This window comes from Saccharothrix sp. AJ9571 (genome assembly GCF_021725495.1).
In the GTDB taxonomy this organism is placed as follows: Bacteria; Actinomycetota; Actinomycetes; order Mycobacteriales; family Pseudonocardiaceae; genus Amycolatopsis; species Amycolatopsis magusensis.
Window position 1 is genome coordinate 8,620,764 of record NZ_CP091382.1, and the last position, 14,851, is coordinate 8,635,614.

Sequence of the window (14,851 nt, forward strand, 5' to 3'; positions counted from 1 at the left end):
TGCACACCTGTCGTCGCTTCCGGTGAACCGGCCAGCGACAGACACGAACGGAATACCTCGGTAACCGCAGGCGGTTGTGGCTCGTGCGATCCCTCGACAGCATCGGAGATCATGCGATCCTGCAGAGCGCACCGGCGTGGAGCACCAGGACCTGCAGGCCTGTCGCATCGGGTTCAACTCGAATGCGAACGCGCCGAAGCCGGCCGCTGCGCCATCGGGGTAAAGATCCTCGATAGATCGGTCTTGGCTCAGTACGCTTTCGACTCGGGGCCGCCGCGTCACGATGACGGGCGTCGAACTCAGGGGGATCCAAGCGGTATGGACGAGCGAGTCCTTGATGCGCAGAAGTGGGTGAACGCCACCTACGGCTCGGTGGCGGGTTACCAGCGTTGCCCGGAGAACGGGCGCACCGGCTGGTCGACGATGTACGCACTGACCATGGGCCTGCAGCACGAACTGGGTATCTCCCCGGTGGTGGCCTCCTTCGGGCCGGGCACGATGGCCAAGGTCAAGGAACTGGGCGATATCGGTTTCGGCTGGAACCGCAACAGCAACATCGTGCGGATCATCCAGCACGGCCTGTTCTGCAAGGGCTACCACGGAGCCAACGGCTACGGCGAATACGGCGCGGTGACCACCGAGGCCGTCAAGCAGATGCGGGTCAACATGGGCCTGCCCGACGGTGGCACCGGCACCGCGGGCGGGCAGGTCACGCCCCAGCTCTTCCGGTGCGTGCTCAACATGGACGCCTACGTGGTCATCGGCACCGGAGCCGAGAAGGTCCGCGGCATCCAGCAGTGGCTGAACGGGCGCTACTGGCAGCGCGACGCCTACACCATCGGGCCCTGCGACGGGCACTACTCGCGGGACGTGCAGAAGTCGCTGATGATCGGATTGCAGTACGAACTCGGCATCAGCCAGCCCAACGGCAACTTCGGCCCCAGCACCCAAGCCGGGCTGAAGACCCGCACGGTCGGGCCGGGCAGCTCCGGCATCTTCGTCGAGCTGTTCTCCGCGGCCTGCGTGTTCAACGAGCCGGTGCCGATCGGAGACGTTCGCACCACCCAGAAGTCCGCTTTCGACGACGCACTGGGCACCTACGTCACCAAGTTCCAGGAATTCTCCCAGCTCACCGTGAATGGGCGGGGAACCTACGAGACCTGGGCGCAGCTGCTGGTGTCGATGGGGGACGCCGACCGGCCGGCGCACGGCTGCGACACCCGGTTCGAGATCACCGCCTCCCGGGCCCAGTGGCTGACTACCAACGGGTACAAAGTGGTCGGCCGCTACCTCTACGATCCGCCTGGGTCCACTTTGGACAAGGAGATCAAGCCGGGCGAACTGAAGACGATCTTCGACGCCGGGATGCGGGTGTACCCGATCTACCAGGACAACGCCCGGCAGCTCGCCGACTTCACCTACTCCCAGGGCTACCAGCACGCCCTCAACGCACACCAGCTCGCCGCCGGCTACGGCTTCAACCGCGGCACGGTGATCTACTTCGCGGTGGACTACGACGCCACGCAGGAGCAGATCGACTCGGCCATCGTGCCCTACTTCCACGGCGTGCAGGCCGGGCTGGCCTACAACGGCAAGAAGTACGTGCACGGGGTGTACGGCTCCCGCAACGTCTGCGCCAACATCACCAACCGCACCTACGCGCGGCACTCCTTCGTCTCCGGGATGTCCTGGGGCTTCTCCGGCAACCTCGGTTTCCCGCTGCCGGCGAACTGGTCGTTCAACCAGATCAAGGAGTTCACCGTCACCAACGGGACGGACCGGTTCGACCTGGACCGCGACGTGGCCCGGAACCAGGGCGGCGACCCGGGACAGGGCAGCGTCAGTGACCCGACCGGCCCCGCCGACACGTTCATCGGCTACGTGCAACGGCTCTACGACTGCGCCGGCTCGTACGGCAAGGGCGACCGGAACCGGCTGGTCATGGAGTACCTCCGGCACCGGGCCTACAACGACTGGAAGTGGAAGGGCCTGATCGGCGGCGTCGACGAGGACTTCGTCAACTACGCCAACGCCCAGGGCCTGACGGTGATGACCGAGTTCGTGGACCCGGTCACCGGGTACACCATCGGCACCGAGCACATGATGGCCACGGCCAACGGCCACCTCGTCTACCCCCAGCCGGACAACTCCAAGCGGGTGAACGCGGGCGACATCGCGGGCTGGGGCGGTGACCTGCTCACCTTCTACGCCGACTGGCGCGACGCGGTGGACACCTACCCCAACGGGCACACCTTCTGCGACGAGAAGCTGGCCAAACCCGACGTCACCACCAGTTTCGGCTTCGCCGACCTGATCGAGGACGCCGACGGCTATCTGATCGCCCGCCGGGTGGCGGCGGGCACCGACATCGTCACCGCGGTCCGCGACCAGTACAACGGCGGCGGCGCGCTGCGCCGGTTCACCCACTACTACCAGCAGCGCTTCACCAACGCCGAGGACTGCAACTTCCTGGCGCACAACATCCTCACCGCCGCGGACGATCCCAAGGTCGTGCTGGCACAGCTCGGGCTCATCGGCATCCACGCCCCGCCCAGGACGCTGGGCTACGAGGACCTCCAGCGGTTCGAACAGGGCTTCGCCGACACCCTGCTGGCCCGCACCGGCCTGGAGTCGCGGATGGCCAAGCAGTACCAGGCCAACCACGCCGCCTACCTGCGCGAGGCCCAGCAGCGAGCGGCCCGGTGAGCACCCGGCTCCGCCCACCCGCCTGGCTCGGCCTGGCCCTGCTCGCCCTGCTGGGCTTCGCAGTCACCGCCTTCACCGGGATGTGGTCGGGCGGCAAGGACATCGACGAAACCTGCGCCGCCGCGGGACAGCCACTCGACCAGGCCTACCGCGCCCGGAACTGGCAGGAACCGGGCCAGTTCTTCCCCATGCACAACAGGTGCAACGCCGGCTACGACCTGGTGCCCGGCTGGGTCAATCCGGGTCTGGTGCTCTTCGCCGTCGCCGCGGTGGTGTGCCTCGCCGGGGCCGTCGCGGCGACCACCCACGCGAGAAGGAATCCCCGATGACCATGCCCAGACCGTTCAGCCGCCGGCTGTTCCTCGGTTCGGCCACCGCCGCCCTCACCGGATTCGCCGGATTCGCCGCCGCCCCCACCGCCGTCGCCGCGGGCGGGTGGTCCGGCCCGGTTTCCGCGAACGGCTGGCCGATCCTGATCCGGGCCGGCGTGTTCGCCATCGAGGGCAGCAACCAGACGGTCGCACTGGCCGAGGGGGACGCGGCGACGATCCTGGCGCACGTCGCCCGCCGGTTCCACTACGAGATCGGCTCACTGCGAGACGGGGATCTGACCGGCTTCGCGCCAGACCGTCCGGTCACCCAGCCCTACGAATCGAACTACCTGTCCGGGACCGCGATCGCCATCCGCGCCGTCTGCTACCCCCTCGGCGCCCGAGGCGGGCTCTACCCGTGGGAGGAGACCGTCGTCCGTGACATCCTCGCCGAACTCGGCGGGGCCGTCTCCTGGGGCGGCGACGAACAGACACCGATGGAGTCGCATTTCCAGCTCGCCCGCGCGCCCGGCCACCCCGTGCTCGAGAGCGCGGCGCAGCGAATCCGCGGCGAGCAGGCAGCCGTGGGCGCGGTGGACGCCTTCGCTCCCGAACGGCTCGAGGCCGCCCGGAAGTACCGGCTACACGGTCCGACCGGCTGACCCTCCAGCTCGTTGAAGCGACTCCCGAGATTCGGCCACCACGGTCGACCCCGGGACCGCCGGCATCCCGGGAAACTGCTGCAGCAGGCCGCAACCATCCGCGGTGTCGTACACATCGCGGGCGAGGCTACTCGGAGCGGTCCTTGGTGAGTTCCTCGATGATCTGCGCACGACGGTCCAGGTGGCGCGGGTGCAACGGAGCCTCGTCGGGTGCGGTTTTGCCCTGTCGCCGCAGAAATCGAGCGAGCCGGTTGTAGTTGCCGGGGTGGAGCGGCGCGTGTAGCGCACTTGACCGCTGCTGATGTGACGCCAGGCCTGGGCATCGACGCCCCTGACCACTCGGTGCGCTCGGGCCTGCCCGAGCGAGTTCGGCCGGCCGTAGACAGCCTCGAGGACGCGTTGGCGCGGGCAGGACTGTGCGCAACGTGTCCGCAGGCCGACGTCCTCCGGTGCACCTGGTCCTCCACGGCGGAGTGTTCGCGGTGCCGTCCGGCCCAGGAGGACAACGTCGCCAGTACCTGCTCCACCCCGGCCTACGCCGGTGATTGCGCCGAGGTGCTCGCAATGTGATTCGGGTCACGCTCCGCCCGGCGAACGCCCCCTCCCGGCCCGGCGCAGGGTCTGCCTCGAAGGAACCCGGCCGGTCCGAGCCGGTCCGACGCGCGGCGCCGCCCACGCGCCCGACCTCGAAGGGAGACCCGTGACCATCACGCTGCCCGCTGTGGCCCGCCACATTCTTGATGGGCCACACACCGCGATCCTCGCGACCACGAACGCCGACGGACGGCCCCAGTCTTCAGTGATCTTCGTCAAGCGCGATGGCGACGAGACAGTGTTCACCACGATCAGGGGACGGCTGAAGACCCGCAACATGGAGCGCGACCCCCGCGTGAGCCTGCTCGTGCTGGCGCACACGGCCGCGTACGTGGAGATCCGCGGAACGGTGACCATCACCGACGATCCCGGCAAGGTGCTCCTGCGCGAGATGTACGACCGGTACATGGACGGTGTCGAACCGCCGCCGGAGCCCGAGGCGGCGCGGGTGGCCGTTCGCATCGCCGCGGACAAGGTCTACCTCTGGCCGCCCTCACCCGTCACCGAGCAGAGCTGACGCACGAACAGATCCCTGCCAACGAAAAAGGACGACACATGCGCAAGATCGTAGAGTCGACGCTGATGAGCCTCGACGGAGTTGTGAACGACCCCGGATCGTGGGCCCTGAACTACTTCGACGACGATTTTCTCAAGGAGGCGTTCGAGCTTCTGCAGGGGTGCGACGCCATGCTGATGGGCCGCGGCACGTACGAGGACCTGTCCTGGCGCTGGCCGGGCCAGAAGGGGGACTTCGCCGACGCCATCAACGGCATCCGCAAGTACGTGTTCTCTTCGACGCTCGAGCAGGCCGACTGGAACAACTCGGTGCTCGTGCGCGGCGACGTGGTCGCCGAAACGCGGAAGCTGAAGGAGGAGGGCGGCGGCGACCTGGTCGTCTTCGGCCACGGGCGGCTGTCGCACACCCTTCTGGAGCACGGCCTCCTGGACCGGCTCCGCTTCGCAGTGCATCCCGTCGTCGTCGGCCAGGCTTTGGGGGCCTTCCGCGAGAACCCGAAGACACCGCTGACCCTGGTCGGCACGCATGCCCGCCGGTCGGGCGTCGTCGTGCTGAACTACACCGTCAGCGCCGCCTGACGGCGCCCCGCTCCGGGGCGGGCGCACCTCCACGTGCGCCCGCCCAGTGCGTGATGCCCGTGCGGGCTCATACCGTTGCCGGGCTTGCGGGAACTGGACGAGGAAACGATGTGGGGGTGGCGGGATGACCACGGACCTGATCGCGCGAGCGCGAAACGGAGAGGGGGAGGCGTTCCGTGAGCTCACCGACCCCTATCGGCGCGAGTTGCACGTGCACTGCTACCGCATCCTGGGTTCGATGCAGGATGCCGAGGACGCGCTGCAGGAGACCCTGGTGTCGGCCTGGCAGGGGCTGGGCGGTTTCCAGGAGCGGTCCTCGGTGAGGACCTGGTTGTATCGGATCGCGACCAACCGATGCCTCAAGACGCTGCGATCGGCCAGCCGGCGTCCACACACGCACGGGCCGGTGCCCTGGTCCGACCCGCCGGAACCCACTCGGCTCGGCAAAGTGGAATGGCTCGAGCCCTACCCGGACCTCCTGCTGGAAGAACGGGCCGACAATGCCGCCGGCCCCGGGCAGCGGTACGAGGCCAAGGAAGCCATCTCCCTGGCGTTCGTGACAGCGGTGCAGTTGCTGCCGCCCCGTCAGCGCACCGTCCTCATCCTCCGTGACGTCCTCGAATTCCCCGCCCGCGAGGTGGCGCACCTCATGGACACCACCGAGCAGTCGGTCACCAGCGCACTCAAACGCGCACGCACCACCCTGCGGCAGCGCCCGTCATCGTCAGAGGAGCCCGAGCCGCCCCCACCGGCGAACTCCGCGGTCGAGCAGGAACTCATCACCCGCTTCACCCGGGCGTTCGAAGTCGGCGACGTGGACGGCCTGGTCGCCCTGCTGACCGACGACGTCTGGCTGACCATGCCGCCACTGCCACTGGAATACCAGGGCCGCGAGCGGGCAGCTCGATTCCACACCACGGTGACCTTCCACCGGGGCCGCACCTACCGGCTGGTGGCGACCAGGGCCAACGGCCAGCCCGCGTTCGGCATGTACGTACCGGATCCCCGGACGGGCATCTGCCACGCGAACGGGCTGATGGTGCTCACCCTCGCCGGCAGCCGGATCCGCGCCATGACCCGCTTCGAAAAGAGCGTGCTGCCACGCTTCCGGCTGCCCCGGACCCTGCCCGCTCCAGCTGAGTTCGGGCGAACCGGTGAATGTGGACAGTGAGGTGCTCCACCACTCGCTCGCGGGGCTTGCTGAGCGGTGCCGCGACGGTTCCGTAACGATTGTGGGGAACGCTGTCTGCGATGGTAATCGCTTCACGGCACAAGGCAATTGCCTTATCGAGGTCACCTGGTTCGCGCCTGCAGCGTCAATGCACAGGCTTCACCGGTGCGGTCCCCGGCTCGACGACGCAGTTGCATCCTCTAAGGGAAACGGTGTCGCCGAGCCAGACATGATCGATTCACGCTTGGCCGGGGCGAATCAGCGCGCCGCACCGTCCGGCCGCTTTCCCGGAGTCCACTCGTTTGGAGGAGTGTTCACCCCCGATCGGCCCGCTTAGGCTCTACCCGCCTGGTCGGGGGGCGTCGAAATCGCCGGAAGATCTTTTCGGGGCGCGTTCCCGCGACCGGCGGAGGGGGTTCGGATGAAGGTCCTGCTCGTCAATCCCAACGTGCTCACACCAGAGGTTTTCCCGGCCGGTCTGGAATACACGGCCGAGCATTTGCTGCGGCGCGGGGACCACGACATCTCGGTGCTCGACCTGAACGCCACCGACGAGATCGGCAGCGCCGCCCACCAGGACCTGGTGCTGCTCGGCGTGCGCAACATCGACAGCGGGATGGACAACGAAGCCCCGGAACTGCCGCTGATCCGCTCGATCGTGGACCGCTTCCGGCAGGTGCACTCCGGCCCGATGGGCATCGCCGGCTCGGCGGTCAACCTGAGCCCGGAAGGGGTCCGCGATTACCTCGGCGTCGAATACGCCCTGGTTTCCAAAGGTTTCGGCGCGATCGAGCGGCTGCTCGGCGAACTCGACGCCGGCACCGCCGAACCCGGCATCATCCGGGACTACTCGCGGTGCGTAAGCGGCGAGTTCGAGCGCAACGTGATCGACAAGGCCTTCTACCTCAAGGACGGCGGCCGGATCGGGGTGGCAACCAAATTCGGCTGCCCGTTCCGGTGCCAGCACTGCGACTACCCGGCGATCGACGGCCGGGTGATCACCATGCGCGCGCCCGCGGAAATCGTCAGCGAAGTGCGCAACCTGTATCGCGGCGGTGTGCACAAGATCTTCTTCGCGGACGCGCAGTTCAACCTGCCGGTCAAGCACGCCATCGCGATTCTCGAGGGAATGCTCGACGCGGGCCTCGACGACGTGGATTGGGACGGTTTCATCAATCCGCACAAGGCCGCGTTCAACGAACGGCTCGCCAAGCTGTACACCCGGTTCGGCAAGAAACAGGTGCACTTCGGGGCGGACAGCCTGGACAACCGGGTGCTGCGCGAGTTGCGGAAGGGGTTCACCGTCGAGGACGTGCGCAACGCCGTGCGCATGTGCCGCGACCTCGGCATGGAAGTGAGTTGCAGCCTGCTGTTCGGCGGCCCGGCGGAAACGGTCGAATCGGTGCGCGAGACCTTCCGGCACGTCGACGAGATCGGCTTCAACTACGTCGACGTCAGCCCGCGGATCCGGATCTACCCGGAGACGCCGCTCTACGAGGTCGCGGTCGAACGCGGCATCGTCGCCAGCGGCGACCCGCTGCTGCACCCGGTCTTCTACCCGGTGGCCGACGACGTGCTCGAGACCGTCCACGAACTCTCGGACCAGCGGCCCGAGTGCCACGCCGCCGGGCTGGTGCAGTACTTCTCCTTCGACGAGGTGCACTACCCGGCGGAGGGCTTCCGCCCGAACGGGGGCACCACGCGGCGGGCGCAGACCGCCACCAGGGTCAAGGTGGTGCTGACCCGCACCCTGGACCTGGCGCTGCCCGCCGAGGACATCACCGACGACCAGCCGCTCTACACCTCGGTGATCGGCCTCGATTCGATGGGATTGCTGCAGGTGCTGCTCGCGCTGGAAGCCGAGTTCGCCATCCACGTCGACGACGAGGACGTGCTGGCCGCGGACCTGCGCGACGTGAGCAGCCTGATCGGGCTGGTCGAGGACAAGCTCACCGGGATGCACGCGTGACGGCGACCGCGACGGTGCCCCGCACCCGGTTCGAGCTGGGGTCGGACGAAACCCCCTCGCACTGGTACAACGTGCTCGCCGACCTGCCCTTCCGGGTGCCGAACGAACGCCGTGCCCGCGGTGCGGTGGCGCACGGGCGGAAGGTGGTGCCGCAGCTGCCGCTGTCGATGTACCGCACCGGGGTCAGTCTCGAACCGCGGGTGGAGATCCCCGAACCGGTGCGGGACGAATACCGCCGCTGGCGGCCGACCCCGCTGCACCGGGCCTGGTACCTGGAACGCCTGCTCGACACCCCGGCGCGCATCTACTACAAGTACGAGGGCACCAGCCCGGCCGGCAGTCACAAGCTGAACACCGCGATCGCGCAGGCCTACTACTACCGGCGCGCCGGCGTCGAGCACCTCGCCACCGGCACCGGCGCAGGCCAGTGGGGCACCGCGCTCGCCATGGCCTGCCAGAGTTTCGGCCTGCGCTGCACCGCCTACATGGTTCGGTGCAGCCACGCCCAGAAGCCGTACCGTCACCTGCTGATGACGGCGCACGGCGCGGAGGTGGTGCCCAGCCCGAGCCCGCGGACCGAAGCGGGGCGGGCGGCGCTGGCGGCGGACCCGGACACCGACGGCAGCCTCGCTATCGCCAACGCCGAGGCGATCGAACAGGCCATCACGACCGACGACTGCCGGTTTTCCGTCGGCAGCGGGGAAAACCACGTTCTGCTGCACCAGACGATCATCGGCGAGGAGGCGCTCAAGCAGCTCGAACTGGCAGGCGAGCACCCCGACGTGGTCATCGGCGCGGTGGGCGCCGGCAGCAACTTCGCCGGGCTCGCGTTCCCCTTCTACCGCGAGAAGATCCGCCGGGGACTGGACACCCGGCTGGTCGCGGTCGAGCCCGCGGCCTGCCCGAAGCTGACGCGCGGGGTCTACGCCTGGGACTACAGCGACTTCTCCGGCATCACCCCGATGGCGAAGTCCTACACGCTCGGCCACCGGTTCGTCTCGGCGGGCATCCACGCCGGCGGGCTGCGCTACCACGCGGCCGCGCCCATCGTCGGCGCGATGTACCACCACGGCGCGATCGAAGCGGTGGCTTACCCGCAGGGCGCCGTGTTCGAAGCCGGGCTGCAGTTCCTGCGCAGCGAGAAGATCGTGCCCGCACCGGAGTCCGCGCACGCGATCCGGTGCGCGGTGGACGAGGCGCTGCTGGCGCGGGAGGCGGGCACGCCCAAGGTCATCCTGTTCAACCTCAGCGGGCACGGCCTGCTCGACATGGCGGCCTACGAGCAGTACCTGGCCGGGCAGCTGGCCGACTGCACGGCCACCGACGAGCAGGTGCGGCGGTCACTGGCCGAACTCCCCGTCCTCGATCACGGGTGAAGGTATGGACTTCACCTTCAGCGACGAGCAGGTGGCGCTGCACCGGCGGCTGCGGAACTTCGCCACGCGCGAACTCGCCGACGACGTCGCGGGCCGCGAGCAAGCGCAGGAGTTCTGGTGGGATGGCTGGAAGCGGTGCGCCGCCGAGGGCGTGCTGGGCCTGCCCATCCCGGTGGAACACGGCGGGTCCGGGCACGACCCGGTGACCTGCGCCCACGCCTTGGAAGGGCTCGGCTACGGCTGCCGGGACAACGGCCTGCTGATGTCGGCCGGCGCCCACCTGTGGGCCGCGGCGGTGCCGATCTGGAAGTTCGGCACCGACCGGCAGAAGCACCTGCTGCTGCCGGATCTTTGTGCCGGGCGCACAATCGGCGCGCACGCGATCACCGAACCCGAATCGGGCTCGGACGCGTTGTCGCTGCGCGCACAGGCCCGCCGCGATAGTGGTGGTTATCTGCTCAACGGGCGCAAGCGCTTCGTCACCAACGGCCCGATCGCCGACGTGCTGATCGTGTACGCCACCATCGATCCCGGGCTCGGCTTCACCGGCGTCACCGCGTTCCTGGTGAACCGCGACCGGCCGGGGCTGCGGATCGAGCCCGATCGCGCGAAGTCCGGCCTGCGCACGGCACCGTGGGCGGAACTCGTGCTCGACGACTGCGAGGTGCCCGCGGACATGCGCCTCGGCGCGGAGAAGCAGGGCAGGGCGGTGTTCGCCGCCACCATGGCCTGGGAGCGCGCGCTGCTGCTCGCCCCCATGCTGGGCGCGATGCAACGGCAGATCGACGAGTGCCTCCGGTTCGCCGGGCAGCGCAGGCAGTTCGGCCGCCGGATCGGCGGCTTCCAGTCGGTCGCGCACACCATCGCCGACCTGCAGGTGCGCCTGGAGTCCGCCCGCCTGCTGACCTACCGGGCGGCGGCCGAGCTCGCGCACTCCACCGATTCGGTGTTCTCCGAGATGGCGAAGCTGCAGACCAGCGAGGCCGCGGTGCAGACCTTCCTGACGGCGATCGACCTGCACGGCGGGCAGGGCTACACCACCGAGGCCGGGATCGAACGCGATCTGCGGGACGCGCTCGGCACCCGGATCTCTTCGGGCACCTCCGCGCTGCAACGCGAAGTGATCGCCGGGAAGCTGGGGCTGCGCTCCGGGGGAACGGGGGCGTAGTGGACGGCACGCTGTGCGACTACCTGGCGGCCGCCGCCCGGCGGGACCCGTCCGCCATCGCGGTGCGGTACCGGGACCGTTCGCTCGGCTACGGGGAACTCGACGAGCTGAGCAGCGCGCTCGCCGCGCGGCTGGCCGAGGCCGGCGTCGGCCGCGGTGACCGCGTGGCCATCTGGCTGACCAAGTCGATCGAGGCCGTGGTGGCCGTGCACGCGGTGCTGAAGGCGGGTGCCGCCTACGTCCCGGTCGATCCGATCGCACCGGTCAAGCGCGCCGAATACCTGTTCGGCGACTGCGGTGTCCGGGCGGTGGTGCTGGCTCGCGAGCAGTACGCCCTGCTCGACGAGAGCCCGCTCCTGGCCATCGGCGTCTCGCTGGTGGTGCTGGCCGACTGCCCGGTCGCGACCGGCCCGCCCGGCGCCGTCCGGTGCCTCGGCTGGGCCGAGGCGACCCGGGGCGGTGGGCCGCCGCTCCCCCGCCCGGAACCCGGTGATCTCGCCTACATCCTGTACACGTCGGGATCCACGGGCAGGCCGAAGGGCGTCATGCTCTCGCACGCGAACGGGAGGGCGTTCGTCGACTGGGCGGTGCGGGAGTTCGGGGTCACCGCGGCCGACCGGCTGTCCGGCCACGCGCCGTTCCACTTCGACCTGTCCGTGTTCGACCTGTTCGCCGCCGCGGCGGCGGGCGCACGGCTGGTGCTGGTCCCGGAGCACCACCAGGGACTGGGCCGGGCGCTCAGCCGGTTCGTGGCGGGCGAGGGCATCACGATCTGGTACTCCGTGCCGAACGCGCTGGTCCGGATGCTCGACGCCGGCGGGGAAGCCGAGCTGGCCGGGCTCCGCGTGGTGCTGTTCGCCGGTGAGGTGTTCGGGCTCAAGCACCTGCGGCGGCTGTGGCGGCTGGTGCCGTCCGCCGCGCTGTACAACCTGTACGGGCCGACCGAGACGAACGTGTGCACCTACCACCGGGTCACCACCGAGGACGTCGCGCCGGACCGCGAGCAGCCGGTGCCCATCGGGCGGGCCTGCCCGTATGCGACCACCGTGGTGCACGACGGCGAGCTGCTCGTCGGGGGCGCTTCGGTGATGCTCGGCTACTGGGGTGATCCGGCGAAGACTGCGGAGCGCCTGGTGCCCGGACCCGGCAGCGGCCCGTTGTACCGCACCGGCGACATCGTGCGGCGCGACGCGCGAGGTGCCCTGATCTTCGCCGGGCGGCGGGACCACCTGGTCAAGGTGCGGGGCTACCGCGTCGAACTCGGTGAGCTGGAGAGCGTGCTGCTCACGCACCCGGGAGTCGCCGAGGCGGTGGTGGTCACCCGGCCCGACGCCGACGGTTCGCTCCGGCTCGAAGGCTGCGTCATCCCTGTCGTGCCGCGAGCGGGCAACCCGCCCACGGAGGCGGATCTGCGCCGGCACGTCCTGGACGTGCTGCCGCGTTCCCTGTTACCGCACCGGATCCACTTGCTGGACGCGCTGCCGCTGACCTCGACCGGCAAGGTCGACCGGCAAGCACTGTGCGCGTCGCTCGGCGCGGTGGAGACGGCCCGATGATGCCGGAGACCGCCGAAGCGGTCGTGCTGGCCGAAACCTGGTTCAGCCCCGCGTTGAACCGGGCCAAGCGGGTGAACGTCCTGCTGCCGGCGGACCACCGCGACGGGCGGAGTTACCCGGTGCTGTTCCTGCTGCACGGTTACGGCGGCGACCGCGGCACCTGGCTGCGGAACACCGGCCTGCTCCGCCACGCCGCCGCGCTGGGGCTGATCGTGGTGCTCCCGGAGAGCGGCCGCCGCTGGTTCATCAACGACCACCAGGGATACCGGTACGAGGACTACCTGGTGCACGAACTGGTGCCTGCCGTCGACCGCGCGTTCCCGGCCCACGGCGGGCGGGCGGGCCGGGGCATCGCCGGGTTCTCCATGGGCGGCGCGGCCGCGGTGTTCCAGGCATTGCGGCACCCGTCGGTCTTCGCCGCGGCCGCCAGCCTCGGCGGCGCGTTCGGCGCGCCGCTGCGGGCAGGCGACCCCTACGCCGCGCACCGGGGTGAGCCGGGGTTGCTGATGCCCACGGTCGCGGGCCACGAACGCGTGTGGGGCGTGCTGGGCAGCGCGACCAGGCTCGGCTACCACCCCGGCGAACTGCTCGACCGCTACGACCGGAGCCTGCCCGTCGGGCTGTACGTGGACGTGGGCGCGGACGACTACGACCGCGTGCTGCGGATGAACCGCCGCATGCGCGAAGCGTTGCGGGAGCGGGGTATCGAGCACGAGTACCACGAGCGGCCGGGCGGGCACGACTGGGCATATGTGGCCGGTGCGCTGCCGCCCGCGCTGGAGTTCGTGCGGCGGCGGCTCGCGCCGGCGGCACCGGAGACGCGGCCGTGACCTCCACCTTGCTCGCCTTCGTCCCGGTCGCCGCGCTGCTGGTGGTGACCCCTGGCCCGGACATGGCGCTGGTCACCAAGAACGCGCTGGACCGCGGCAGGCCGGCCGCGCTGGCCACCGCGTTCGGCATCGAAGCCGGGCTGCTGGTGTGGACGGCGGCGTCGGTGCTGGGCATCGTCACCGTGCTCCGGTCGTCGGAAGTCGCGTTCACCGTGCTGAAACTGGCCGGCGCGGCCTACCTCGTCTACCTGGGCGTGACGGCGTTCCTTTCGCTGCGTTCCCCACCGGCCGCGGCGGAGCCGGCGCCGCGGCCGGGGCGGGGTTCGCCGTTCCGCCAAGGGTTGCTCAGCAACGTGTTCAACCCCAAGATCGCGATCTTCTTCACCAGTTTCATCCCGCAGTTCGTCACCCCCGGCCCGTCCGCCGTAGTGGAATCCCTGGTGCTGGCCGGGATCTTCCTCGTCATGGGGCTGGCGTGGCTGAGCGGTTTCGCCCTGTTCGCCAGCACCGCCGGCGCACTCCTGCGGCGGCCGGTGGCGCACCGGGTGCTCACCGTGGCCACCGGCTGCGTCCTGATCGCCTTCGGCGTGATGCTGGCCTTCGACCTGCGCTGAGCACCGGCCTGTGTATCCGCGGCCGAACTGGCACTTCCACGGTTCGACGATGTCCCGCCATCGAACCGGGTGCACGCGCATCACCAGCCAACGACACCCCGGTGAACCATCCCGGTCACAGCACTAGGAAACCTGTGTGGTGTCCGCGATCGGCACGCTCGGGGGGCCGGCCGGACAAAAGACGAGGCCTGAGTTCGGGGAAAAACAGGCTGGTCGGTAGGTTACGGTTCCCGCATTGCTGTACGGATACTCGGCACTACCGGAAAAGGTCACCCACTCACCTGGCACCAGCCTCGGATGCGTCATCTCATGAATGGACAACGACTCGCTCTCGGCACCTTCCAACTGGAGTGACATCCAGGCATAGTCGAGCTCGTTGGCCGGTACCTCGCCGAACCGGGACGGCCACAACATTCTGAAACTCGCCACGATCGACCCGGTCGCGCCGACATTCGCCGTGGTCGGGGCGGTAACGGTCAACTGCGGATTGATATACCACAGGCCCCCGGTCCCCAAGTAGGCATAGTACTTGGCAGTGACCGTGTCGGCTGCCGCGGGCGCCGCCGCGGCGGTCATCAACCCCGCAGCTGCCACCACCGAAACCAGCACGGATGCGACTCGCCTACCCCATCGAGACATGGCACTCCTTCGACCGTCGACCTCAGTTGTCGACGCCCAGCATGCGTTGGTCCGAGCCCGCGTGTCATCTCCTAACGTGTGACGTCCCACCCGAAGCCGGACCGGCCGTGACCACTGAGGTCGGTTTCTTCCGCCGATCCGCCACCCGGATCCGGCCGGG

Annotated in this window: 13 protein-coding genes; 12 read left to right on the plus strand and 1 reads right to left on the minus strand. The window is 69.4% G+C overall.

The features are described from left to right. Nucleotides 1-318: 318 nt before the first annotated feature. The 12 genes from L3Q67_RS39000 to L3Q67_RS39055 all read left to right on the plus strand — a co-directional run bounded on the left by L3Q67_RS39000 (nucleotide 319) and on the right by L3Q67_RS39055 (nucleotide 14,052). Nucleotides 319-2,706, plus strand: coding sequence for a glycoside hydrolase family 25 domain-containing protein (locus tag L3Q67_RS39000; RefSeq protein ID WP_499186419.1), 2,388 nt, complete (start codon nucleotides 319-321; stop codon nucleotides 2,704-2,706). Further along, entirely contained in the window at nucleotides 2,703-3,035 is a 333-nt protein-coding gene (locus L3Q67_RS39005) for a hypothetical protein (RefSeq protein WP_499186420.1), read from the plus strand. The genes L3Q67_RS39000 and L3Q67_RS39005 overlap by 4 nt, the downstream gene beginning before the upstream one ends. Then, complete coding sequence (locus L3Q67_RS39010; RefSeq protein WP_499186421.1) at nucleotides 3,032-3,679, plus strand: hypothetical protein; 648 nt, start codon at nucleotides 3,032-3,034, stop codon at nucleotides 3,677-3,679. Before L3Q67_RS39005 ends, L3Q67_RS39010 begins: the two co-directional genes overlap by 4 nt. 700 nt (nucleotides 3,680-4,379) lie before the next feature. Next, the gene (locus L3Q67_RS39015; RefSeq protein ID WP_499186422.1) at nucleotides 4,380-4,790 is read left to right on the plus strand and encodes a PPOX class F420-dependent oxidoreductase; all 411 of its coding nucleotides are present in this window, start codon (nucleotides 4,380-4,382) and stop codon (nucleotides 4,788-4,790) included. Nucleotides 4,791-4,828: 38 nt separating this feature from the next. After that, nucleotides 4,829-5,368, plus strand: a complete 540-nt coding sequence (locus L3Q67_RS39020) for a dihydrofolate reductase family protein (protein ID WP_499186423.1) — start codon at nucleotides 4,829-4,831, stop codon at nucleotides 5,366-5,368. A 124-nt stretch (nucleotides 5,369-5,492) separates the two neighbouring features. Next, complete coding sequence (locus L3Q67_RS39025) at nucleotides 5,493-6,539, plus strand: sigma-70 family RNA polymerase sigma factor (RefSeq protein WP_499186424.1); 1,047 nt, start codon at nucleotides 5,493-5,495, stop codon at nucleotides 6,537-6,539. Between the two features lie 421 nt (nucleotides 6,540-6,960). Continuing rightward, nucleotides 6,961-8,508 (plus strand): radical SAM protein, encoded by a 1,548-nt coding sequence (locus L3Q67_RS39030; RefSeq protein WP_499186425.1) that lies wholly within the window; start codon nucleotides 6,961-6,963, stop codon nucleotides 8,506-8,508. After that, nucleotides 8,505-9,884, plus strand: a complete 1,380-nt coding sequence (locus tag L3Q67_RS39035; RefSeq protein WP_499186426.1) for a TrpB-like pyridoxal-phosphate dependent enzyme — start codon at nucleotides 8,505-8,507, stop codon at nucleotides 9,882-9,884. Before L3Q67_RS39030 ends, L3Q67_RS39035 begins: the two co-directional genes overlap by 4 nt. A 4-nt stretch (nucleotides 9,885-9,888) precedes the next feature. Further along, the gene (locus tag L3Q67_RS39040; RefSeq protein ID WP_499186427.1) at nucleotides 9,889-11,052 is read left to right on the plus strand and encodes an acyl-CoA dehydrogenase family protein; all 1,164 of its coding nucleotides are present in this window, start codon (nucleotides 9,889-9,891) and stop codon (nucleotides 11,050-11,052) included. After that, nucleotides 11,052-12,608, plus strand: coding sequence for an amino acid adenylation domain-containing protein (locus L3Q67_RS39045; RefSeq protein ID WP_499186428.1), 1,557 nt, complete (start codon nucleotides 11,052-11,054; stop codon nucleotides 12,606-12,608). Before L3Q67_RS39040 ends, L3Q67_RS39045 begins: the two co-directional genes overlap by 1 nt. After that, nucleotides 12,605-13,438 carry an alpha/beta hydrolase gene (locus L3Q67_RS39050; protein ID WP_499186429.1) on the plus strand — a complete coding sequence of 278 codons (834 nt, stop codon included), beginning with the start codon at nucleotides 12,605-12,607 and terminating at the stop codon, nucleotides 13,436-13,438. The genes L3Q67_RS39045 and L3Q67_RS39050 overlap by 4 nt, the downstream gene beginning before the upstream one ends. Beyond that, nucleotides 13,435-14,052 carry a LysE family translocator gene (locus L3Q67_RS39055; protein ID WP_499186430.1) on the plus strand — a complete coding sequence of 206 codons (618 nt, stop codon included), beginning with the start codon at nucleotides 13,435-13,437 and terminating at the stop codon, nucleotides 14,050-14,052. Before L3Q67_RS39050 ends, L3Q67_RS39055 begins: the two co-directional genes overlap by 4 nt. Before the next feature lie 123 nt (nucleotides 14,053-14,175). Here L3Q67_RS39055 and L3Q67_RS39060 read toward each other — a convergent pair whose 3' ends face one another. Beyond that, the gene (locus L3Q67_RS39060) at nucleotides 14,176-14,661 is read right to left on the minus strand and encodes a hypothetical protein (RefSeq protein WP_499186431.1); all 486 of its coding nucleotides are present in this window, start codon (nucleotides 14,659-14,661) and stop codon (nucleotides 14,176-14,178) included. Between the last annotated feature and the right edge of the window lie 190 nt (nucleotides 14,662-14,851).

Excerpts from the sequence above, each read along its gene's own strand:
- L3Q67_RS39000 (WP_499186419.1), top strand. The coding sequence starts at position 319 with ATGGACGAGCGAGTCCTTGATGCGCAGAAGTGGGTGAACGCCACCTAC.
- L3Q67_RS39010 (WP_499186421.1), top strand. The coding sequence starts at position 3,032 with ATGACCATGCCCAGACCGTTCAGCCGCCGGCTGTTCCTCGGTTCGGCC.
- L3Q67_RS39020 (WP_499186423.1), top strand. The coding sequence starts at position 4,829 with ATGCGCAAGATCGTAGAGTCGACGCTGATGAGCCTCGACGGAGTTGTG.
- L3Q67_RS39025 (WP_499186424.1), top strand. The coding sequence starts at position 5,493 with ATGACCACGGACCTGATCGCGCGAGCGCGAAACGGAGAGGGGGAGGCG.
- L3Q67_RS39030 (WP_499186425.1), top strand. The coding sequence starts at position 6,961 with ATGAAGGTCCTGCTCGTCAATCCCAACGTGCTCACACCAGAGGTTTTC.
- L3Q67_RS39040 (WP_499186427.1), top strand. The coding sequence starts at position 9,889 with ATGGACTTCACCTTCAGCGACGAGCAGGTGGCGCTGCACCGGCGGCTG.
- L3Q67_RS39050 (WP_499186429.1), top strand. The coding sequence starts at position 12,605 with ATGATGCCGGAGACCGCCGAAGCGGTCGTGCTGGCCGAAACCTGGTTC.